General features: G+C 62.9%; 21 protein-coding genes. 15 read left to right on the forward strand and 6 right to left on the reverse strand.

Features of this window, described 5'->3' with window-relative positions; all coding sequences use genetic code 11:
• Positions 1-99: 99 nt before the first annotated feature.
• From SKZ59_RS02195 to SKZ59_RS02220, 6 genes are all read left to right on the forward strand, one after another.
• Positions 100-381: a hypothetical protein gene (locus tag SKZ59_RS02195; protein WP_139090745.1), complete on the forward strand. Its 282-nt coding sequence runs from the start codon at positions 100-102 to the stop codon at positions 379-381.
• Positions 378-2,081: a PepSY-associated TM helix domain-containing protein gene (locus SKZ59_RS02200; protein ID WP_319990693.1), complete on the forward strand. Its 1,704-nt coding sequence runs from the start codon at positions 378-380 to the stop codon at positions 2,079-2,081. Before SKZ59_RS02195 ends, SKZ59_RS02200 begins: the two co-directional genes overlap by 4 nt.
• On the forward strand, positions 2,078-2,419 hold the full coding sequence (locus SKZ59_RS02205; RefSeq protein WP_319990694.1) for a DUF3325 domain-containing protein: 342 nt from the start codon (positions 2,078-2,080) through the stop codon (positions 2,417-2,419). The genes SKZ59_RS02200 and SKZ59_RS02205 overlap by 4 nt, the downstream gene beginning before the upstream one ends.
• A 91-nt stretch (positions 2,420-2,510) precedes the next feature.
• Complete coding sequence (locus tag SKZ59_RS02210; RefSeq protein WP_319990695.1) at positions 2,511-3,698, forward strand: efflux RND transporter periplasmic adaptor subunit; 1,188 nt, start codon at positions 2,511-2,513, stop codon at positions 3,696-3,698.
• A gap of 5 nt (positions 3,699-3,703) precedes the next feature.
• Positions 3,704-5,698, forward strand: a complete 1,995-nt coding sequence (locus SKZ59_RS02215; RefSeq protein ID WP_319991085.1) for a MacB family efflux pump subunit — start codon at positions 3,704-3,706, stop codon at positions 5,696-5,698.
• Positions 5,699-5,837: 139 nt separating this feature from the next.
• A complete protein-coding gene (locus SKZ59_RS02220) occupies positions 5,838-6,821 on the forward strand; it encodes an ABC transporter substrate-binding protein (RefSeq protein ID WP_413774526.1) in 984 nt (327 codons plus the stop codon).
• 68 nt (positions 6,822-6,889) lie between these two features.
• On the opposite strand, the gene SKZ59_RS02225 is transcribed toward SKZ59_RS02220, so the two are convergent.
• Complete coding sequence (locus tag SKZ59_RS02225; RefSeq protein ID WP_070301191.1) at positions 6,890-7,429, reverse strand: hypothetical protein; 540 nt, start codon at positions 7,427-7,429, stop codon at positions 6,890-6,892.
• Between SKZ59_RS02225 and SKZ59_RS02230 the strand changes: the two genes are divergently transcribed.
• From SKZ59_RS02230 to SKZ59_RS02260, 7 genes are all read left to right on the forward strand, one after another.
• Positions 7,428-7,727 carry a hypothetical protein gene (locus SKZ59_RS02230; RefSeq protein ID WP_034746585.1) on the forward strand — a complete coding sequence of 100 codons (300 nt, stop codon included), beginning with the start codon at positions 7,428-7,430 and terminating at the stop codon, positions 7,725-7,727. The genes SKZ59_RS02225 and SKZ59_RS02230 overlap by 2 nt on opposite strands.
• A gap of 34 nt (positions 7,728-7,761) precedes the next feature.
• Positions 7,762-8,565, forward strand: coding sequence for an inner membrane protein YpjD (locus SKZ59_RS02235; protein ID WP_046684240.1), 804 nt, complete (start codon positions 7,762-7,764; stop codon positions 8,563-8,565).
• Complete coding sequence (locus SKZ59_RS02240; RefSeq protein WP_034746591.1) at positions 8,562-8,822, forward strand: PP0621 family protein; 261 nt, start codon at positions 8,562-8,564, stop codon at positions 8,820-8,822. Before SKZ59_RS02235 ends, SKZ59_RS02240 begins: the two co-directional genes overlap by 4 nt.
• 119 nt (positions 8,823-8,941) lie before the next feature.
• Positions 8,942-10,021, forward strand: coding sequence for a sigma-54 interaction domain-containing protein (locus SKZ59_RS02245; RefSeq protein ID WP_051990789.1), 1,080 nt, complete (start codon positions 8,942-8,944; stop codon positions 10,019-10,021).
• A complete protein-coding gene (ampD, locus tag SKZ59_RS02250; RefSeq protein WP_319991087.1) occupies positions 9,999-10,610 on the forward strand; it encodes a 1,6-anhydro-N-acetylmuramyl-L-alanine amidase AmpD in 612 nt (203 codons plus the stop codon). The genes SKZ59_RS02245 and ampD overlap by 23 nt, the downstream gene beginning before the upstream one ends.
• Positions 10,611-11,002: 392 nt before the next feature.
• Positions 11,003-13,954, forward strand: a complete 2,952-nt coding sequence (locus SKZ59_RS02255; RefSeq protein WP_034746597.1) for a ribonucleoside-diphosphate reductase subunit alpha — start codon at positions 11,003-11,005, stop codon at positions 13,952-13,954.
• Positions 13,955-14,178: 224 nt separating this feature from the next.
• Positions 14,179-15,330: a ribonucleotide-diphosphate reductase subunit beta gene (locus SKZ59_RS02260; protein ID WP_034746600.1), complete on the forward strand. Its 1,152-nt coding sequence runs from the start codon at positions 14,179-14,181 to the stop codon at positions 15,328-15,330.
• Between the two features lie 147 nt (positions 15,331-15,477).
• Here SKZ59_RS02260 and SKZ59_RS02265 read toward each other — a convergent pair whose 3' ends face one another.
• A complete protein-coding gene (locus SKZ59_RS02265; RefSeq protein WP_319990696.1) occupies positions 15,478-15,807 on the reverse strand; it encodes a nuclear transport factor 2 family protein in 330 nt (109 codons plus the stop codon).
• A gap of 121 nt (positions 15,808-15,928) precedes the next feature.
• On the opposite strand from SKZ59_RS02265, the gene SKZ59_RS02270 reads away from it, so the two are divergent.
• The gene (locus SKZ59_RS02270) at positions 15,929-16,849 is read left to right on the forward strand and encodes a LysR family transcriptional regulator (protein WP_034746607.1); all 921 of its coding nucleotides are present in this window, start codon (positions 15,929-15,931) and stop codon (positions 16,847-16,849) included.
• A gap of 762 nt (positions 16,850-17,611) precedes the next feature.
• Here the strand turns inward: SKZ59_RS02270 and SKZ59_RS02275 are convergent.
• Both SKZ59_RS02275 and SKZ59_RS02280 read right to left on the reverse strand, forming a co-directional pair.
• A complete protein-coding gene (locus SKZ59_RS02275; RefSeq protein WP_319990697.1) occupies positions 17,612-18,382 on the reverse strand; it encodes a hypothetical protein in 771 nt (256 codons plus the stop codon).
• Between the two features lie 20 nt (positions 18,383-18,402).
• Positions 18,403-18,735 carry a hypothetical protein gene (locus SKZ59_RS02280; protein ID WP_319990698.1) on the reverse strand — a complete coding sequence of 111 codons (333 nt, stop codon included), beginning with the start codon at positions 18,733-18,735 and terminating at the stop codon, positions 18,403-18,405.
• A 253-nt stretch (positions 18,736-18,988) separates the two neighbouring features.
• Here SKZ59_RS02280 and SKZ59_RS02285 point away from each other — a divergent pair, with 253 nt between their 5' ends.
• Positions 18,989-19,522 (forward strand): YggT family protein, encoded by a 534-nt coding sequence (locus tag SKZ59_RS02285; protein ID WP_034746613.1) that lies wholly within the window; start codon positions 18,989-18,991, stop codon positions 19,520-19,522.
• A 107-nt stretch (positions 19,523-19,629) separates the two neighbouring features.
• On the opposite strand, the gene SKZ59_RS02290 is transcribed toward SKZ59_RS02285, so the two are convergent.
• Together SKZ59_RS02290 and SKZ59_RS02295 are read right to left on the reverse strand one after the other, a co-directional pair.
• Positions 19,630-20,568, reverse strand: coding sequence for a carbohydrate kinase family protein (locus tag SKZ59_RS02290; RefSeq protein ID WP_319990699.1), 939 nt, complete (start codon positions 20,566-20,568; stop codon positions 19,630-19,632).
• A gap of 11 nt (positions 20,569-20,579) precedes the next feature.
• A complete protein-coding gene (locus SKZ59_RS02295; RefSeq protein WP_319990700.1) occupies positions 20,580-21,821 on the reverse strand; it encodes a DUF3426 domain-containing protein in 1,242 nt (413 codons plus the stop codon).
• Positions 21,822-21,824 lie beyond the last annotated feature (3 nt).

Below are 21,824 nucleotides of genomic sequence, written 5' to 3' on the forward strand. Positions count from 1 at the left end.
TGAATGATCTATCTTGATGAAGGATGCATGGCTTATGGAAGTGCAGTTGAATCTGGCCCGCGACGGTGTGAGCCAGCGTATGCCACAGGGAGCGCCGCGATGATGAAATCGGCCCACATGATGTTGTTCTCGCGCGTGCTCGCCGCCATCTTTGGCGGCTATGCACTGACGTCCGGCGTGGCCGTGCTGCTGGCGGCCGTGCTGCCGCTGTCGCGCGCCGAAGCCGTGCTGACGGCTACCCTGAGCGCCTTCGTCGTCTATACCTGCGCCGTCATCTGGGTCTTTGCCGTGCAGGACCTGCGCCGCGCCTGGCTCGGCATGCTGCTGCCAGCCATCGCCTGCGGCGGCCTTGGCTTGCTGCTGTCGCGAGGTGCCGCATGAACGCCGTCAAGGTAGACAAAGTGGCCAAGACGCCGCAGCAGGGCGGCTTGCGCCAGGCCATGGCCTGGCTGCATACATGGAGCGGCCTGTGGATTTCCTGGCTGCTGTTCGCCATTTTCCTCACCGGCACCCTGGCCGTCTTCGACGAACCGATCACCCACTGGATGACGCCCGAACATGCACTGGAAGAGGCGGCGCATGCGAACGATCCGCCGCTGCCGAAGGTCACGGACCGTGGGCACCGCCTGGAACTGGCGCTCGACTTCATGGCGAAGGAACACCCGAAGGCGGACATGTGGGAAATCTGGCCCGTGCAGCGTCCCGGCCACGGCCTGTCCGCCTACTGGTTCCAGCCCGCCGGCGGCTATGGCTCGGCGGACCTCGATCCGCTGACGGGCGCCGTCATCGAACATGCGCGCGAGGCAACGGAGCGCGACACCATCGGCGGCCACCATTTCGTCGATTTTCACTACGAGCTGCACGCGGGACGCATCGGCGTGTGGATCGTCGCCATCACCACCATGATCATGCTGGTGGCGCTGGTGAGCGGCGTCATCACGCACAAGCGCATCTTCAAGGATTTCTTCACCTTCCGCCCGGCCAAGGGCCAGCGTTCGTGGCTCGACGCGCACAACGCGGTGGCCGTGCTGACCTTGCCGTTCCAGTTCATGATCGCCTACACGGGGCTGGCGTTCTTCAGCGATGATTATGTGCCGGCCCCCGTGGTCGCGCAATACGGCATGGACAACGCCAAGAAGGCCTTCCTGGCCGACTGGAACGATGTGGGCAAGCCCGCGAAGACAGGCCAGCCGCTGGCCATTCCCGCGCTGGAACCGTACGCGCTGCGCGCCGAGCAGGCCATCGGCCAGGAAATCCGCGCCGTGGTATTGGACAACCCGAACGACGCCTCCATGCGCGTGTGCATGTACGGCTGGAATGAAGAGACGGACACGATGGAACGCATCAGCGCCAACACGGGCAGGGCTTGCTATGCGCTGACCACCGGTGAGCAGGTCGCCATGCGCCGTCCCGGCGAGTCGGATACGGGCGGCGCGGGCCTGACGCGCGCCGTCATGTCGAACCTGCACATGGTGGGCTTCGGCGGCACGCCGATGCGCTGGCTGTACTTCTTCTGCGGCCTGGCCGGCACGGCCATGATGGGCACGGGCGCCATCCTGTTCATGGTCAAGCGCCGCCAGAAGTCCGGCGGCGAGTTCGGCGCCTATACGCAGCGCGTGTACCGCACCGTCGCCTGCCTGAACGTGGCGGCGATTGCCGGCCTGTCCATCGCCTGCGTGGGCTTCCTGTGGGCCAACCGCCTGATTCCCGTCGGCGTCGAACACCGCGCCGGCTGGGAATTGCGCGCCTTCTTCGGCGTGTGGTTTGTGATGCTGGTGCACGCCTGCCTGCGCGCGGAAAAGCGCGCGTGGATCGAGCAACTGGGCTTGCTGGCGGCCCTGTGCCTGCTGCTACCGGTGCTCAATGTACTGAGCACGGGCGACAATCTGGCGGCGCAGATCGCGCGCGGCGACTGGGAAAGCGCCGGCGTGGAACTGGGCAGCATGGCCTTCGGCCTGCTGGCCGCCTGGGGTGCGTGGAAAGTCCACAAGCGCAAGGAAAAACCGGCCAGCAAGGCCGCCGCCAGGGAAAGCGCCGCGCCCTCGGCCAGCCTGCAAATTAATACGGAAGGACAGTCATGACCCCTACCATCCTGTGCGCGCTGGGCCTGTCGTATGCGGGCATGGCCAGCCTCTCCTTGGCGATGGACCGCCACCATGGCCAGGTCTGGGGCAGGGATGCGGCGCCGAACGTGCGGCGCGCGCTGCAGCTGGCGGGCGCGGTGTTGCTGGCGCTGGCCATCTGGCCCTGCGTGGCCGGCTGGAGCGCGACCGTCGGCGTCGTCGCCTGGCTTGGTTTCATATCGGCCGGCGCGCTGCTGGTGGCCCTGTTGCTGCCGTATGCCCCCCGCTTGCTGTTTCGTAGTTCCCTGCTGGCAGCCGTCGCCGCGCTGGCAGGTCTTGTGACGTTCCTGCGGTGATATTCACCGCCATTTTCAAGGATAGACCGATGCACTTTTCACGTTTGGCGACACCGATTGATGTTGTGACTATATTGAAAGCGGCTGCCTGATGGCGGCCCGCCTGCCTTCCCGCCGCGCCCGTATCCTGGGCGGCGTGGTCTTGCTGGCGCTGTTCGGCGCCGGCGCCCTGTGGGCCACGCGCGGCCCGAGCACCGTGTTCGACACGGCGCCCGTCAAGCGCGGCAATATCGAGGCCAGCGTCACGGCCATCGGCACCCTGCAGCCGCAAACCTACGTCGATGTGGGCGCGCAGGTGTCGGGCCAGATCACGCGGCTGCACGTGCAGCCGGGCAGCGACGTGGATAAAGGCCAGTTGCTGGCCGAGATCGACCCCAGCGTGCAGCAAGCCACGGTCGACGCAGGCCGCGCCGCACTGGCGGGACTGCGCGCGCAGCTGGCCGACCAGCAGGCGCAGCACCGCCTGGCGGGCCAGCAGCACGTGCGCCAGAAACAGATGGCCAAGTTTGACTCGACGCCTTTGGCCGACCTGGAAACGGCCGAAGCCACGCTGGCCTCGGCCGGCGCCAAGATCGACCACCTGAAGGCGCAGATCGACCAGACCCAGGCCAGCCTGAAGGCGGACGAGGCGCGCCTCGGCTACACGCGCATTTACGCGCCGATGGCCGGCAAGGTGGTGGGCCTGGACGCGAAGGAAGGGCAAACCCTGAACGCCACGTACCAGACGCCGAACATCCTGCGCATCGCCGACCTGTCGGCCATGACGGTGTGGACGGAAGTGTCGGAAGCGGACGTGCGCCGCGTGCGCCCGGACATGCCCGTGTATTTCACCACCCTGGGCGGCGACCAGCGGCGCTGGAGCGGCAAGGTGCGGCAAGTGCTGCCCGCGCCGCCGGTACCCGGCGGTTCCGCCGCAGGCACGGCCCTGGCGCCGTCGACCAGCAAGGTGATCTTGTATACAGTGCTGTTCGACGTTGATAACGCGGACGGCGAACTGATGCCGCAGATGACGGCGCAAGTGGTGTTCGTCACGGCGGCGGCGAACAATGTGCTGGCCGTGCCCTTGCCGGCCCTGAAACCGTCGACGGAAGAAGGCGCCAAGCCGGGGCAGTTCACGGCCCGCGTGATGGATGCGGACGGCAAGGTCGATACGCGCGCCGTCACCGTCGGCGTGCGCAACCGCCTTAGCGCGGAAGTGCTGCAAGGCTTGCGCGAAGGCGAATTGCTGGTCACGGGCGAGCAGCCATCGAACAGCGGCAGCAGCAGGTTCCAGCTGTGAGCGCGATGAGCGAGGCCGCGTCGCTGGGGCAACCCGGAGAATCTGGCCAGCCGGCGCCACTGATTGAACTGGAGGGTATTCGCAAGCGCTACGGCGGCCACGATGGCGCGCCGGCCGTGGAAGTGCTGCGCGGCCTGACCTTGTCGATTGGCGCCGGCGAATTCGTTGCCATCGTCGGCGCGTCCGGTTCCGGCAAGTCGACCCTGATGCATTTGCTGGGGTGCCTGGACCGCCCCAGCGACGGCACGTACCGCTTCGCCGGCCATGACGTGGCCAGCCTGAACCCCGATGAACTGGCGTGGCTGCGGCGCGAAGCGTTCGGTTTCGTCTTCCAGGGGTATCACCTGATCGCCACGGAATCGGCGCGCGAAAACGTGGAAGTGCCGGCCCTGTACGCGGGCATGCCGGCGGCGGCCCGCCATGCGCGTTCCGCAGCGCTGCTCAAGCGCCTGGGTCTCGGTGAACGCCTTGATCATCGGCCGAATCAATTGTCGGGCGGGCAGCAGCAGCGCGTGTCGATCGCGCGCGCGCTGATGAATGGCGGACGCATCATCCTCGCCGATGAACCGACGGGAGCGTTAGATAGCAGCAGCGGCGCCGAAGTCATGGCCCTGCTGGGCGAACTGGCCGACGCGGGCCACACCATCATCCTCATTACGCATGACCGCAAGGTGGCGGCCCAGGCGCGCCGGGTGATCGAGATCAGCGATGGCGAAATCGTCGAAGATTCGGGCGCCATCGCCATTCCCGCCACGTCGGCGGCCTTGCCGCCGCTGGACATGTCGCGCGCCGCCCATGACACGGGCGCGTCGCTGGGCACGGAATTGCTCGATGCGGCCCGCGCGGCATGGCGCGTGCTGTGGATCAACCGCTTCCGCACGGGCTTGACCCTGCTCGGCATCGTCATCGGCGTCGCTTCCGTGATCGTCATGCTGGCCATCGGCCTGGGCACGCGCCAGCAAGTGATGGCGCAATTGGGCGCGTTCGGCTCGAATCTGCTGTACATGGCGTCGCGCGGCGAAAGCTCGCGCATTCCCGGGCGCAGCATCACCCTGGCCGACCTCGATGCGCTCAAGGACGTGCCGGGCATTTCCCACGTGCTGCCTAACGTCACGGGCAACAAGGTGATACGCCACGGCAACCTCGACGTGCAGACCTATGTGCGCGGCACTGGGCCGGCCCTGCCGCAGATCCAGACCTGGCCCGTGGCCAAGGGCGGCTTCTTTACCGAGGAAGACGAGCGCGAGATGGCCACCGTGGCCGTGCTGGGCGCGCACCTGGCGGAAAAGCTGATGCCCGACGTACCCAACCCCGTGGGGCAGAGCATCCTGATCGGCAACGTGCCGTTCCAGGTGATCGGCGTGATGAGCGCGAAGGGCGCGCTGACGGGCGAGAAGGATGAAGACGACGTGCTGCTGCTGCCGTTTTCCACGGCCGGCATCCGCGTCTTCGGCCAGCGCGAGCCCACCTACACGGTGATGGCGGTGGACGACGTCAAGCGCGTGACGGAGGTGGAGGCGGCGGTCGACGCCACCATGTTCGAGCGCCACCGCATCCGCGACTACGGCATCAGCAACGCGGCCGCCTCGATCGCCGCCGAAGCCAAGACGCAGGACAACATGACCATGATGCTCAGCCTGATTGCGGCCGTCTCGCTGGTGGTGGGCGGCATCGGCGTCATGAACGTGATGCTGATGACGGTGCGCGAGCGCACGCGAGAAATCGGCATCCGCATGGCGACGGGCGCGCGCCGGCGCGATATCCTGCGCCAGTTCCTCACCGAAGCCGTGCTGGTGTCGGTGGTGGGCGGCGTGGCCGGCATCGTGGTCGGCGTGACGGTGGCCGGCTTGCTGCTGGTGTGGGACGTGCCGGTGATCTTTTCCCTGAGCGCCATCGCCGGCGCATTCGCCTGCGCCGTGGTGACGGGACTGGTGTTTGGCTTCATGCCGGCGCGCAAGGCGTCGGGACTCGATCCGGTGGTGGCACTGGCGGGACAGTAATAACAACGCCGGCAGCGTGGCTGCCGGCAAAAAAATGTTGCCCTGGCTCTAACACGCGGTACTATCTCCTGATAATAAAAGCAGTGTTTCGCGTAGTTTTGCCCTTGCGGGCACACACCAACCACCACAGGAGAACCCGATGCAGAAAAAATCAACCCTGAAGACCGGTATCGCCGCCGCCCTCATGCTGGTCTTCGGCATGGGCGCCGTGCAGGCGCAGGAAGTCGTGCGCCTGGGTAATTTGAAATTCGCCCATTACGGCGCCGTGTCGTACATCAAGGAAATCGCGCCCAAGTGCGGCATCAAGGTCGAAGAGCATATCTTCGCCAAGGGTCTCGACGTGATGCAGGCGATTATCGCGGGCGAGCTGGACGTGGGCGCGACGGCGTCCGAAGCGGCCATTTCCGGCCGCGCCGGTGGTGCCCCGATCTATGTGGTGGCCGGTTTTGCCAAGGGCGGCGCGCGCCTGGTGGGCGGGGCGGGGCAAAAGATCACCAGCGTCAAGGAACTCAAGGGCAAGCGTGTGGGCGTGACGCGCGGCGGCATCCAGGAAGTGCTGCTGCTGGCCGAGCTGTCGCAAGCGGGCCTGACGTACTCGGAAACCAAGGGCAAGGATGTGCAGCTGGTATTTCTCGCCTACGCCGACTTGAACCAGGCGCTGATGGGCAAGAATATCGACGCCATGATGCAGTCCGAGCCGCAATCGTCGCAGGCGATCAACAAGGGTTTCGGCACCGAGGTCATCAAACCGTACGACACGCCGATCGGCGAGCCCGTGCGGACCATGGTGATGACGGAAAAGTTCTACAAGGAACGCCGTCCCGTGGCGGAAAAATTCATGCGTTGCTTCGTCGAAGCGACCAAGACCTTTATCGACAACAAGGCGACGGCGGAAAAATATGTGCGCGAAGTCGTGTTCCGCGGCCAGATCACGAAGGATGACTTCGACGACGCGATCAGCAATTCGCCGTATTCGTACGATATCTCGCCCGAGCATATCCAGATCACCACGGACGTGATGGTGAAAACGGGCGTGGGCCGCATGACGAAACCGCCCGTGGCCAAGGACTGGGTCAAGACGGACTTGCTGGAGCAGGCGAAAAAGAGCCTGAACGTGAAGTAAATCAGGCAGCCATGAAAAAAACCTCCGCACCAGCGATGGCGCGGAGGTTTTTTTATGGAAGGGTGGCCTTAGCGGGCGTTAAAACCCATCCAGCCCTTCTCCGTCTGGCGGAAGCTCAGCGTGTAGATACGGGTCAGCTCATCGCCTTTCTTCAGCTGGCGGCTGATGATGGCGCCGTAATTGTCTTGCACGAGCTGGTCCGACCATTGCATCAGGTTGTCGAAACGCTCGGCCGTCATTGCCGCCTGGCGCGCCAGCAGCGGCGCGGGAATCGCCTTCTTTTCCTGCTGCTGCACCCAGAATTCGCGGAAGACCTTGTTCTCTCCGCCCATGCCGCGCGCCATCAGGCCCAGGCCCATGGTCATGCCCACGGAGCCGTCCGTCTTTGCCTGCGTTTCGAGCTTGTCGGCCACGTCGGCCAGCAATTCCAGGTAGCCCACCTTGGCGCGCAGCACGGCCGAGCCCTTGATTTCGTACTGTTCGTTCTCTTTCCAGCCGTTCAGCTTTTCCAGCTTTGCAATGTCGAAGTACTCCTTGTACAGGTCATAGCTTTGGATGGACGTGCGGAAATACTCCTCGTATGTGGATTGGGAAGGCGCATCTTTCATGCAACCGCTTAATACGGTGCAGGCGGCCAGCAGGAGACAGGTCCAGGAAATTTTTTTGAAAGAAAACATGGCGGTGGTGGGCGAGTGGCGAAAAGTGAAAGATTGTTGCTCTATGGACATAATTATAGGGCTGGCTCATCCAGATGGCAACGTGGCCGTGACGCGGCGGCAGTGCGCCGCAGGAAAGATTGCCAAAATCTTGAGGGTGCGCCACCCCGCCGCGCCCGAGGCGCGATATCATGGCAGGCTTGCGGTGTCGGCTGGCGGCGAATTGCCTGCAGCCCATACTGTCGCTTGAATCGCGCTTGCCGGCTATGGTGTAAACTTAAACTATGCAGATCTATTTCTTTTTCATCGCAGCCCTGTTGTATGCGGCGTGCGCGGTGCTTCCCTCGTCCCGTGCCCGGCTCATCGCCGGCCTGACCGGCGTTGCCTGGCTGGCGCACGCCGCCACCCTGTGGTTCGACCTGATGGCGCCGGGCACCTTGCGCTTCGGTTTTTCCGCCATGCTGTCGGCCGCGCTGTGGGTCTCGGTGGGCGCCTACTGGATAGAGAACCGCAATTTCAGCCTGGACGGACTGCGCCGCATGGTCATGCCCAGCGCCGTCCTCGCCATTGGCCTGGCCTGGGCCTTTCCCGGCAGCCAGGTCAGCATGGAAGGCAAGTCGGCCGTCTTCGGCTGGCATATTGCCGTGGCCGTGCTCGCCTACAGCACCCTGACGATTGCCGCCTTTCACGCCGTGCTGATGGCGCTGCAGGAATCGCGTCTGCATACGCGCAGCGAAAGCCGCGGCTTCATCGGCACGGCGCTGGACCAGCTGCCAGCCCTGCTGACGATGGAAAAGCTGCTGTTCCGCATGATCGGCCTGGGTTTTATTTTGCTCAGCCTGACCGTACTGTCGGGCATCGTGTTTTCCGAACAACTGTTTGGCAAGGCGCTCAACTGGGATCACAAATCCGTGTTTACCATGCTGTCGTGGCTGCTGTTTGCCTCGCTGCTGGCAGGCCGGCGCTTTCGCGGCTGGCGCGGCAAGACGGCCCTGAGCTTTACCCTGGCCGGTTTCGCCACCTTGCTGCTGGCCTATGTCGGCAGCCGTTTTGTACTGGAAGTGGTTTTACACCGAGGATTCGCATGACACGTGTTTTATTCTGGCTGGCGCTGGTGTTCCTGGTGCTGTTTGCGATCCGCAGCAAGATCCGTGGCATGCAGCAGCGCGCCCGCGCGCAGCAACAACAGCAGCCGAACCCGTTTGCGCCGCCCGGCCGGCCGCAGGAATTGCCTGATGCCGAGCTGATGCTGTGCTGCGCCCACTGCGGCGTGTACTACCCGGCCTCCGAAAATGTGCAGGCCAAGGGCCACGATTACTGCAGCCACGCGCACGCCACGTTGTAAGGGCAGGCCCGCAGGTGCGCTCGCGTTGCTCATCCGTATCGTAACGTCCTCCGGCCTCCGTCCGGCGTAGCATCTGCATGAGGCGGTTCGCCGCCGCCATTGCGGAAAGGCGCGCTTCCATGTCCCGTCCCAATCCTGGTCCGGATACCGTGACCGCCACCGGCATGCCGCCGGCGCCGCAACTGAGCGGCAACTCGCTGCCCATGCAGGCGCTGCGCGCGCAGATCGGCCGCATCGCCCGCTGTGGCGCGCCGGTGGCCATCCGCGGCGAATCGGGCACGGGCAAGGAACTGGCGGCGCGCGCCATCCATGCCCAGGGCGCGCGCGCCAGCTTCCCGTTTATCGCCGTCAACTGCGGCGCCATTCCCGAAGCGCTGATGGAAGCGGAATTCTTCGGCTGCCGCCCGGGCGCTTATACGGGCGCGCGGCACGAACGCCAGGGTTTGTTCCAGGCGGCCCATGGCGGCAGCCTGTTGCTCGATGAAGTCGACGACCTGCCGCTGGCCATGCAGGTAAAGCTGTTGCGCGTGCTGCAGGAGCGCCGCGTGCGCAAGCTGGGCGGCAGTAATGACGAAGCCGTCGACGTGCGCATCCTGTGCGCGAGCCAGCATGGCCTGGCGCGCGGCGTGGCCGCCGGCACGTTCCGCCAGGACCTGTTTTACCGGCTCAACGTGATCGAGCTGGCGTTGCCGCCGCTGCGCGAGCGGCGCGGCGATCTGCAGGTATTATGTGAGGTGATCCTCGCGCGCCTGTCGCCACGCCGGACCGTGAGCCTGGCGCCGCCGGTGCTGGCGGCCCTGGGTGCGTATGCGTTTCCCGGCAATGTGCGCGAACTGGAAAACGTGCTGGAGCGGGCGCTGGCGTTTGCCGACGGCGGCGTGATCGCGCTCGACGGGCTGGCCTTGCCATCCACGGCGGGTACTATGCCTTTGCGGGCGGCGCCGGCATTGCCGGCCTTGCCGGAACGGCAACTGTGCCTGCCCGGCATGGCGGCGCATGGCGTGGCCCCCGTCCTGCCGCTCGACGTGTATTTGCGCCAGGCCGAGCGCGACATGATCATGCTGGCGCTGGTGCAGGCGCGCTACCACCGCGCACGGGCGGCGGGCCAGCTGGGCTTGAGCGTGCGCCAGTTGCGTTACCGCATGCAGAAATTGACGATACAGGAAGCTTTACTTGATGAGCGTATGGACGATAGATGAAGACGGCTGGTGCGACGGCGCGCTGCGCTATGACTCGCCGCACCACGATGCGCGCCCGGACGGTGCACAAGTCGACTTGCTGGTGATCCATAACATCAGCTTGCCGGGCGGCCAATTTGGCGGGCCGCATGTGTCGGACTTGTTTACGGGCCGGGTAGATTATAATGCCCATCCTTCTTTCGCCGACCTGCGTGGCTTGCAGGTGTCGGCGCACTTTTTTGTGCGGCGCGATGGTGCGCTGCTGCAATATGTTTCTACTGATCAACGTGCCTGGCATGCGGGCGCGTCCATGTTCGAAGGACGCCCGCAGTGCAATGGCTATTCCATCGGTATCGAAATGGAAGGCGCGGACGATGTGCCCTTCCAGCGGTGGCAATACCATGTGCTGGCGGCGCTGACGGCGGCGCTGGTGGCGCGCTACGGACTGTCGCAAGTGCGCGGCCACGAGCATATCGCGCCGGGGAGGAAGACGGATCCGGGGCCGTTTTTTGACTGGCATTTTTATCAAAAATGCTGGCTGGAAACCTTGCACGGGCAGCCTGCGTTAGCGCTTACTTCGCGGGGATTGGGCTTTCCATCCACACCCTGAAAAGTCAACCGAAATCGTATATGAAAATACAAAAAATTACGCCGGCGGATGCCGGAAAACTATTGCATCACCCTCCGATGGGTACTACAATTAGTGCAGAAGTTGGATGTAAAGACTATATCTAGTGCCATCACAGACGTTTTCAGAATTATTGTCAAAGCTACCCGGATTGCTGATAAAGCACTGGAACTGGCGGTTTATCACCCTTGATCGTGTTTCGCGCCAGCCGGGCAGTACGGTGTGGCGATATGGCTTCTGACTCTGTTTTATGCATTAAGAATTTACTATTTAGCAACAAATACCTGAAGAAACCCTGACCATCGGGCGTTCTATTCAACAACACACGCGGCAGCAAAACTGCAGGCTGACTTTAGCTGACAACGGGAGCTTCAATGCAATCACCACAAGATATTTCCATCCATCCAACGCCAGTATCGCCAGCGCCAGGCGCGGCCAACAGCGTGGCGAGCACGGGCGCGGCATTGGGCGACTATCGCATCATCCGCCGCAACGGTGCGGTGGTGGCATTTGAGCCTTCGAAGATCGCCATCGCCATGACCAAGGCGTTTTTGGCCGTTAACGGCGGCCAGGGCGCAGCCTCGGCACGCATCCGCGAACTGGTGGAACAGCTGACCGACGGCGTCGTCGCCGCGCTGGTGCGCCGCCATCCGGGCGGCGGCACCTTCCATATCGAAGACGTGCAAGACCAGGTGGAACTGTCGCTGATGCGTTCGGGCGAGCACGACGTGGCGCGTGCCTACGTGCTGTACCGCGCCAAGCACATGGAAGAGCGCCGCCTGCAGAAGGAAGCGCAAGGCGCGTCCGCGCAAGTGACCGCGCCCCAGCTGAACGTCACCGACAACGGCGTGCGCCGCCTGCTGGACATGCAGGAAGTGCGCGACCTGATCAATGCCGCCTGCGCCGGCCTGGAAAAGCACGTCGATGCCGACGCCATCCTGGCTGAAACCGTGAAAAACCTGTACGACGGCGTGCCTGTCGAAGAGCTGCACAAGTCGGCCATCCTGGCGGCGCGCGCGCTGATGGAAAAAGATCCGGCCTACAGCCAGGTCACGGCCCGCATCCTGCTACACACGGTGCGCAAGGAAGTGTTCGGCAAGGAAGTGCCGCAAGCGGCCGCTGCCGCCGAATACCTGACGTATTTCCCGCAATACATTGCCAAGGGTATCGCCGCCGAGCTGCTGAACCCGGTACTCGCCAGTTTCGACCTGGAGCGCCTGGCGAAAGCCATCGTCGCCGACCGCGACTTGCAGTTCGGCTACATCGGCCTGCAAACCCTGTATGACCGCTACTTCCTGCACATCCAGGACGTGCGCATCGAAATGCCGCAAGCGTTCTACATGCGCGTGGCCATGGGCCTTGCGCTGAACGAAGCGGACCGCGAAGCGCGCGCCATCGAGTTCTACAGCCTGCTGTCCTCGTTCGACTTCATGAGCTCGACGCCGACCCTGTTCAATTCGGGCACCCTGCGCTCGCAGCTGTCGTCGTGCTACCTGAGCACCGTCTCCGATGACCTGGAAGGCATCTACGACGCCATCAAGGACAATGCGCTGCTGGCCAAGTTTGCCGGCGGCCTGGGCAACGACTGGACGCCAGTGCGCGCCCTGGGCGCCCACATCAAGGGCACCAACGGCAAGTCGCAAGGCGTGGTACCGTTCCTGAAAGTGGTCAACGACACGGCCGTGGCAGTCAACCAGGGCGGCAAACGCAAGGGCGCCGTCTGCGCCTACCTGGAAACCTGGCACATGGACATCGAGGAATTCCTCGACCTGCGCAAGAACACGGGCGACGACCGCCGCCGCACCCACGACATGAACACGGCGAACTGGATTCCCGACATGTTCATGAAGCGCGTCATGGAAAAAGGCGACTGGACCCTGTTCTCGCCATCGGACACGCCAGACCTGCACGACAAGGTCGGCAAGGCCTTTGAACAGGCTTACCTGGGCTACGAAGCCAAGGCCGCCGCCGGCGAAATCCGCGTCTTCAAAAAGATCGCCGCGCTGGACCTGTGGCGCAAGATGCTGTCGATGCTGTTTGAAACGGGCCACCCATGGATCACGTTCAAGGATCCTTGCAACATCCGCAGCCCGCAGTCGCACGTCGGCGTCGTCCACAGCTCGAACCTGTGCACGGAAATCACGCTGAACACGGGTCCTGACGAAATCGCCGTCTGCAACCTCGGTTCCGTCAACATGCCGGCGCACATGAAGGAAGGCAAGCTCGATCACGTCAAGCTGGCCAAGACCATCCGCACCGCCATGCGCATGCTCGACAACGTCATCGACATCAACTACTACGCCGTCGACAAGGCGCGCAATTCGAACATGCGCCACCGTCCGGTCGGCATGGGCGTGATGGGCTTCCAGGACTGCCTGCACATGATGCGCGTGCCGTTCGCCTCGGACGCTGCCGTATCGTTTGCCGACACCTCGATGGAAGCCGTCTGCTACTACGCCTACCTGGCGTCGACGGAACTGGCCGAAGAGCGCGGCCGCTATGAGTCGTACGCCGGCTCGTTGTGGGACCGCGGCATCCTGCCGCAGGATTCGGTCAAACTGCTGGCCGAAGAGCGCGGCGGCTACCTGGAAGTCGATTCCTCGTCGGCCATGGACTGGACTCCGGTGCGCGAACGCATCGCCAAGTTCGGCATGCGCAATTCGAACTGCGTGGCGATCGCCCCGACGGCGACGATTTCGAACATCATCGGCGTGTCGGCCTGTATCGAGCCGACGTTCCAGAACCTGTACGTGAAATCGAACCTGTCGGGCGAATTCACCGAGATCAACGGCTACCTGGTGCGCGACCTGAAGGCGCGCGACCTGTGGGATGAAGTCATGATCTCGGACCTGAAGTACTTCGACGGCTCGCTGGTGAAGATCGACCGCATCCCGCAAGACCTGCGCGATATCTATGCCACGGCCTTTGAAGTGTCGCCAAGCTGGCTGGTGGAAGCGGCTTCGCGTCGCCAGAAGTGGATCGACCAGGCCCAGTCGCTGAACATCTACATGGCTGGCGCATCGGGCAAGAAGCTGGACGAAACCTACAAGCTGGCATGGCTGCGTGGCCTGAAAACCACCTACTACCTGCGTACCATCGCCGCTACCCACATGGAGAAATCGACCTCCAAGACGGGTGCCCTGAACGCCGTGGCTGTCGACGGCGGCATGTCGGCCAGCGCGCAAAGCGCCCAGGCAGCGGTCGTGGCGGCAGCAGCGGTGGCCGTGGCACCAGTGGTGGCGGCGGCAGCGGACGACGCCGATGGCGAAGCCTGCTACCTGCGCCCAGGTGATGACGGTTTCGAAGAGTGCGAAGCCTGCCAGTAAAAACCTGCTGCGCAGCCCCCTCTCGGGTTCTGTGTTGCTCACCGTACTAAAGTACGGCTGCGCTACTCGACCCGATATCGGGCTTGCTCGCGACGGTTTTTAAAAAATTTAAAGTTGTCAGCCCAGAGCGTCTGGGCTGATTCAATGTTGTCAATATCCGCATTGTCCGATTCAACGGGCCTGTTGCGGATCGCCGGCTCGCCGGCATGGAAAGGAAGAAGAATATGTCGTTGTCCTGGGATGATGAAACCACGTCGGCAGCTGTGCCGCGTCCGGCGCAGCAAGCGCCACTGGGTAATACCGAATTGAACCTGCCGGCAGGTGCCGAGCCGTCCGAAGCGAACGCCGAGCAAGTGGCGCGCCGCGTGAATGCCGACGACAAGCGCATCATCAACGGCAAGACGGACGTCAACCAGCTGGTGCCGTTCAAGTACAAATGGGCATGGGACAAATACCTGGCCGGCTGCGCCAACCACTGGATGCCGCAGGAAGTGAACATGCAGCGCGATATCGAGCTGTGGAAAAACCCGAACGGCCTGACGGACGACGAGCGCCGCCTGGTCAAGCGCAACCTGGGCTTCTTCGTGACGGCCGACTCGCTGGCCGCCAACAATATCGTGCTGGGCACCTACCGCCACATCACGGCGCCCGAGTGCCGCCAGTACCTGCTGCGCCAGGCGTTCGAGGAAGCGATCCACACGCACGCCTACCAGTACATCGTCGAATCGCTGGGCCTGGACGAAGGCGAGATCTTCAACGCGTACAACGAAGTCAAGTCGATCCGCGACAAGGATGAATTCCTGATCCCGTTCATCAACACCCTGACCGACCCGGCGTTCGTCACCGGCACGGTGGAAAACGACCAGAAGCTGCTCAAATCCCTGATCGTGTTTGCCTGCCTGATGGAAGGCTTGTTCTTCTACGTCGGCTTCACGCAGATCCTGGCGTTGGGCCGCCAGAACAAGATGATGGGCGCGGCCGAGCAGTACCAGTACATCCTGCGCGACGAATCGATGCACTGCAACTTCGGCATCGACTTGATCAACACGATCAAGATGGAAAACCCGCAGCTGTGGACGGCCGAATTCCGCGAAGAGATTAAAGTGTTGTTCATGCAGGCCGTGGAACTGGAATACGCATACGCGGAAGACACCATGCCGCGCGGCGTGCTGGGTCTGAACGCGCCGATGTTCAAGGGCTATTTGCGCTTCATCGCCAACCGCCGCGCGCAGCAGATCGGCATCGAGCCGCTGTTCGCCCAGGAAGAAAATCCATTCCCGTGGATGAGCGAAATGATCGACATGAAGAAGGAACGCAACTTCTTCGAGACGCGCGTGACGGAATACCAGACCGGCGGCGCGCTGAACTGGGAATAAGCCAGCCGATAGCGTCACAAGTCATGTATGTAACAAAGGCCTCGCAAATGCGGGGCCTTTTGCTATCTGGCGAGCTTATTGAACGGGCTCACACGGTCGGGATGGTGCGGCCCGTGATCAGCACGCGCTTGCCCTTGAAATCGGTATTCATGCGCCGATTTCCAGGGCCTGGATGCGGTTGCTGGCGAGCGTGAAGACAAAGCGCAGCGCCAGCGGGCTGCCGGGGAAACTGCCGCTGACGCTGCCGGTGACCACGCAGCGCGCGCCCTGGGTGTCGGCCGCGATGGGGCTGACGGTGGCGCCGTACTGCTGGCTGCCAGCTTCTTTCCAGGCCTGGATGGCGGCATGGCTCGCGTGGGTCCGGCCTTCGTCGTGAACGACGCCATCGGCGGTGAAGCATTGCGCCACGGCCTTGCTATCGTGATGCTTGTCGGCGCTAAAGTAGTCGCCGACGATGGCCGGCATGAGGAGAGACATGGTGCTTCCTTTCAATGGAGAGTAGGGAGCGACCATCATATGGCGTTCAATTGCAGAGAAATAGTAGCGTAGGGGTGATAGGCTTTGCACTTCAGGTTCATTATTGGCGGCGTGATCGCGCATGAAAACTAACTCTCTCGATGGCATCCGTACCTTTCTCGCGGTCGCCGAGCGCAAAAGTTTCAGCGCCGCGGCACTGCAGCTTGGCGTGACGGTGACGGCCGTCAGCAAGGCGGTCAAGGTGATGGAGCGCCAGCATGGCGTGCTGCTCTTCAAGCGCAATACGCGCAATGTCGCCTTCACCGAAGCCGGCGCGGGCCTGTACGCCAGCCTGGCCGGCGCCACCCGGCAAATCGATGACGCCTTCGCCGCGCTGACCATGTTTCGCGACCGGCCCGCCGGCCATTTGCGGCTGACGGTGCCGCGCGCGCTGGGCGCGCTGGTGATGCGCGCATTGATACCGCGTTTTCGCGGCAGCTATCCTGACGTGACCATCGACCTGTCGCTCGACGATGGCGCCGTTGATCTGCTGGCGCACGGTTACGACGCCGGCATCCGCCTGGGACAGTCGGTGGAGCAGGAGATGGTGGCCGTACGCCTGACGGGGGACTTGCGCTGGTCCGTGGTTGGCGCGCCCGGCTACTTCGAGCGGAAAGGGCGGCCGCTGATTCCGGAAGACCTGATGCGCCACGATACGCTGGCCTATCGCTTCCATACTTCCGGCGCCTTGCACCGCTGGCGCTTCATGCGCGATGGCGAGGAATTTCTGGTGCAAGCCGGCGCGCCCCTGGTCGTCAATGACACCACGCTGATCGCCGATTTCGCGCGCTCGGGTCTGGGCCTGGCGTATATGCCCGATGTGGAAATCGAAGCTGACCTGGCCAGCGGCAGCTTGCTGCGGGTGCTGGAAAACTACGTGCCGCCGACGAGCGGATTGTTCCTGTATTTTCCCGCCCGTACCCAAAGCCAGCCCAAACTGCGCGCCTTCATCGATACGGCGCTGGCGCTTTCCCGGCCTGCGTCTTCCGGCGACACGCGCTAGCCTCGCCTGCTTTTTCCAGCCTGCCGCCATCATCCTGGAGACCGGCTGCGGCATCGCCTGCCGCGTTTTTTTCGCGCTGCTTTTTCATGAAGTGCAGTGGCGTGGTGGCGCAGAAAAGTGCGGCCATTTTTTCGCCGCATCGCGCACGCCGCACCGCATTTTTTTGATGGCGCCAATGCGCGCGGGGCGGGGTGTAAATATCGTTTCCGCACACGCTGGCGGCGGCATTTGCCGCGCGATTGTGCGATAGCACGCGTATCGTGCAAAAAAGCGGACGAAAACGTGTCGTGCCGGTTGCGCATTGACAAGGTTTTCGTGTACTTTATGAGATTGCAAATGCGAGCGTTAGAATGCGGGGTTTTTTAACCAGCGCGGTAGCGAAAAAACCTCGCAAAACAGGGATACAGATTTACACGGATATGCACAAAACCACACCGTTTTCGTCTGCCGCCGTGCCCGAATTTTTTCAGGCATGGCGGTTTTTTATTTGACGCATCGGTGTTGTGGCGAGCGCGATGCGAGGAGCGAAAAAACGCACGGCATCGAAAACGAATGACCGAATTCAGACTTTGCCACCAGCTGCGAGATAAAGCAGGGTGGCACCGACGATGGCTGAAGTGCTGCAAACGTGAGGAGTTGCAGCAGTTCAGCTGGTGCCGAATTCATTAGCGCAAACGACCGTTTGCGCCGATGAATAATTCGCCTGGCCTATCCCTGTGGTGGGTCGGACGGGTTTAAATCTTGTAGCTTAAATTTCTCATCTCAGATGAAGGAGAGACAAATGGCAACAGCCGCTAAGAAATCAGAAGTAAAGAAACCAGCCGCCAAGGCTGCTCCTGCCGCGAAGAAGCCGGTAGCCGCAGCGAAGACGGTTGCCGCTAAACCAGCTGCCAAAGCCGCAGCGAAACCAGCAGCAAAACCAGCCGCCAAAGCCGCAGCCAAGCCTGCAGCAAAAGTGGCTGCCAAGCCAGTAGCGAAAGCCGCAGCGAAACCAGCGGCCAAGGCAGCAGCAAAACCGGCCGCCAAGCCGGCAGCCAAGCCAGCAGCGAAAGCCGCAGCGAAACCGGCCGCCAAGGCAGCAGCCAAGCCTGTCGCGAAAAAAGCCGCAGCCAAACCGGCCGCCAAGCCAGCGGCAAAAGCCGCAGCAAAACCAGCCGCCAAAGCAGCAGCCAAGCCAGCAGTGAAAAAAGCCGCAGCGAAACCAGCCGCCAAGGCAGCAGCCAAACCGGCCGCCAAGGCAGCAGTCAAGCCAGCAGCGAAAAAAGCCGCAGCAAAACCGGCAGCCAAGCCGGCCGCCAAAGCAGCAGCGAAGCCAGCAGCAAAAGCTGCAGCCAAGCCAGCAGTGAAAAAAGCCGCAGCGAAACCTGCAGCCAAGGCAGCAGCGAAACCGGCCGCCAAAGCGGCAGCCAAGCCAGCAGCGAAAAAAGTCGTCGCCAAGGCAGCAGCGAAGCCAGCCGCAAAAGCAGCAGCCAAGCCAGCAGCAAAAGCTGCAGCGAAGCCAGCGGCCAAAGCGGCAGCCAAGCCGGCAGCCAAGGTAGCAGCCAAGCCAGCAACTAAGGCGGCAGCCAAGCCAGCGGCCAAGGTAGCAGCGAAGCCGGCAGCAAAAGCAGCAGCGAAGCCAGCGGCAAAGGCAGCAGCGAAGCCAGCAGCCAAGGTAGCAGCGAAGCCAGCAGCCAAAGCGGCAGCCAAGCCAGCAGCGAAACCTGCTGCCAAGGTCGCAGCAAAACCGGCAGCCAAGCCAGCAGCAAAAGCTGCAGCGAAGCCAGCCGCCAAGGTCGCAGCAAAGCCGGCAGCGAAAGCAGCAGCGAAACCTGCCGCCAAGCCAGCCGCAGCGCCAGTCGTGGCAGCCGCACCAGCAGCAGCGCCGGCAGCAGCTCCAGCGGCACCAGCCGCCGTGGCCGCCAAGCCAGCCGCCAAGAAGGCCGCGCCTAAAAAGGCCGCACCGAAGAAGGCAGCTCCTGTCGCCAAGCCATCGGCACCTATCGCACCTGTAGCAAAAACCGTGTTGGCACCGGCTGCAGCCTGGCCATTCCCAACCAGCACCCGCCCATCGTAATTTCCACGATACGGGTGCCTGGATGAGGCAACACGCCGCTGTGTGACTCAATCACACAGCGGTTTTTTTTTGGAGAATTAGTCGTGCTGATCGTTATCCTTACATTGATCGTTGATACCATCGCTACCTTGCTGGGCGGCGTGTTGCTGCTGCGCTTCTGGATGCAGGCGGTGCGCGTGCGGCCGCCCTCGTCGGTGGCGCAATTCACGTTTCAATTGTCCGACTGGCTGGTGCGCCCCCTGCGCCGCGTGGTGCCGGGTGTGGGCGGGTATGACTGGGCCAGCCTGATCGGCGCCTTCCTGATCGTGCTGCTGGCCAGCTCGGTGCTGTTTATTTCCGGCTATCCCGTCGAAGTGGTGCTGCTCAAGTCGCTGCAACGCTTCCTGCAATGGATACTCTACGGTTTCATGGCCTTGCTGATTATCGAAGCCATCTTCAGCTGGGTCAATCCGCATGCGCCGCTGGCACCGTTCGTGCGGGCCCTGAACGAGCCGCTGCTGCGTCCGATCCGCAAGGTCGTGCCGTTGATCGGCAGCCTGGATCTGTCGTTGCTGGTCGCGCTGATCCTGTTGCAGATCGCGCAAGTGCTGGTGGGGATGATTATTGTGGTGCGATGATGGTGGCGTAGGTCGGGTTAGCGTAGCGTAACCCGACATCAGCACTTGCCATGCCAATGATGTTGCCGGATGACGCGCGGCCGCGCCGCGCACATCCGACCTGCATATTAATAGCGGTAACCGAACGCCGCTTCGAACTGGTCGGCGATGCTCTCTGGCGTAAACACGTGGTTTTGCGCGCCCTGGGTGGCGATCTTGATGGCGCCCAGCAGGCTGGCCAGACGGCCGCTGGTTTCCCAGCCCAGGTCGTTGGTGATGCCGAACAGCAAGCCTGCACGGTAGGCATCGCCGCAGCCGGTCGGGTCCAGCACTTCCTTGGCGGTCACGACAGGAATGTCGATGCGCTTGCCGTCCGTATAGATTTCCGACCCTTTTTCACCGCGCGTGACGATCAGCGCTTCCAGGCGGCTGGCGATGTCCGGCAGGGTCAAGCCCGTGCGTTCCATCAACATTTCCATTTCATAATCGTTGGCCGACACATACGTGGCTTTGTTGATGAAGTCGATCAACTGTTCGCCATTGAAACGTGGCAACTGCTGTCCCGGGTCGAACATGAAGGGGATGCCCAGCTCGGCCAAGTCGGCGGCGTGCCTGAGCATGCCCTGGTCGCCGTCCGGCGAAATGATGGCGACCTTGGCCGGGCCCGCATTGGCGATCGGGTTTTCATGCGCAAACGACATGGCGCCCGGGTGGAAGGCGTTGATCTGGTTATTGTCCGCGTCGGCCGTGACGAAGCACTGCGCGTTGTAGCTGTCGGCCTTGATCAGGATGTTGGCGGTGGAAATGCCCAGCTTTTGCAGGCGCTCCAGGTAGGCGGCGCTGTCTTGCCCCATGACGCCGACGATGCGCGGGTCGCCGCCCAGCATTTTCAGGCTGTAGGCGATGTTGCCCGAGCAGCCGCCGAACTCCGTGCGCATGGTGGGCACGAGGAAGGACACGTTCACCTTGTGCAACTGGTCGGCCAGCAGCGATTCGCCGAAGCGGCCGGGGAATTGCATGATGGTGTCGGTGGCAAGCGAGCCGCAGATCAGCGATGTTTTGGTCATGATAGTGTCTGTTAAGGGTAAAAGATGGCGATATGGTAGCCAGACGCCGTGAGCTGGTCTAATGCAAAATACAGTTTGATGGTTTGTTCCGAGCGCGGCGCAAAGCCCTTGCTCACGTCGATATTGGCTGGCAGGTAGTCGCGCGGCGCGATCACGCGGCGCAAGACGGGCTTGTCGTTGGCGTCGTTGAGAATCAGTTCGATGCTGGGCCAGGCTTGCACGCTGCGGCTTTGGTTGCGCAGCAGCGAGACATAGGAAAAGGTGTGGTCCTTCAAGGTCTGCAACTCGCCTTGCTCGATGGCCAGCGCCTCGATCTGCGCGGGCAAGTCGACCTGGCAGCCGCTGAGCTTGCACAGCGCCACCAGGGTCGGCTTCCACTGCGGAAATTGCGCCGCCAGCGGGTTGCGGAAGGTGGTCATTACTTGCAGGAATAGCAGCAAAAGCAGTACTGCCGAGCCGGCGGCCATGGCCATGCGCAAGGCCTTGCCGCTCTGTTCGCGGCGCCGTCCCAAGGTTACAAAGGCCGGCTCGTCGTCGGCTGGCGGCAGGACAGGTTCTTCCTGCTCTTCGGCTGGTTCCGGCGCGACGGGTGCGGCGGGCAGCGCTTCGAAAGAGTGGTCAGTCAGCGTCGGTTCCCGGCGCGCGGGCGCGGGCTTGTCCAGGCTGACTTTTTCGGCTGGGATGACTGGGGCTGCCGCTGCTTCCAGGTTCGGCTCGCGGCGGCTGTCGCGCAGATACGTGACAAAGGCGGGCGCGTCATCGACCTGGCGGCGCTTGAAAGGCGCCATCGGCTGGGGCAGGGGCTGTTCGGGCAGTTCCGCCGGTGTTTCTTCAGCTTCAGGTATATCGAGCGGTGTGTCGAGCGGTGCGGCGGCCGGTACCTCTTCGGGCAGTGCCACGTCGAGGTCCAGCTCGATGTGCTCGCCATCGTCTTCATCTTCCTTGAGCTGCGCCGTTTCCGGCAAGATGCCGAACGGGTCAAACGAGGTGTCGAAATCGAGGGAATAAATGGGTTCGTCGTCCGTGGCGGACGGCAGGCTGTTGTCGGCAGGGTAACTGTCTGGCAGCGGGGCGGCAGTGCCGGGGGCCGATGTTAAAAACGGCGATGCCGCAGCTGGATCGACCAGCGCGGCATTGCCGTCAAACACTTCTCTGCACGTGCCACAGCGCACGATGCCCCCACGTAACTTCAATTGGTCAGCAGCGACCCGAAATATCGTGTTGCAATGGGGGCATTTGGTGGCGAGGGCCATTGC

Source organism: Janthinobacterium sp. GMG2, from assembly GCF_033949445.1.
GTDB lineage: Bacteria > Pseudomonadota > Gammaproteobacteria > Burkholderiales > Burkholderiaceae_D > Janthinobacterium > Janthinobacterium aestuarii.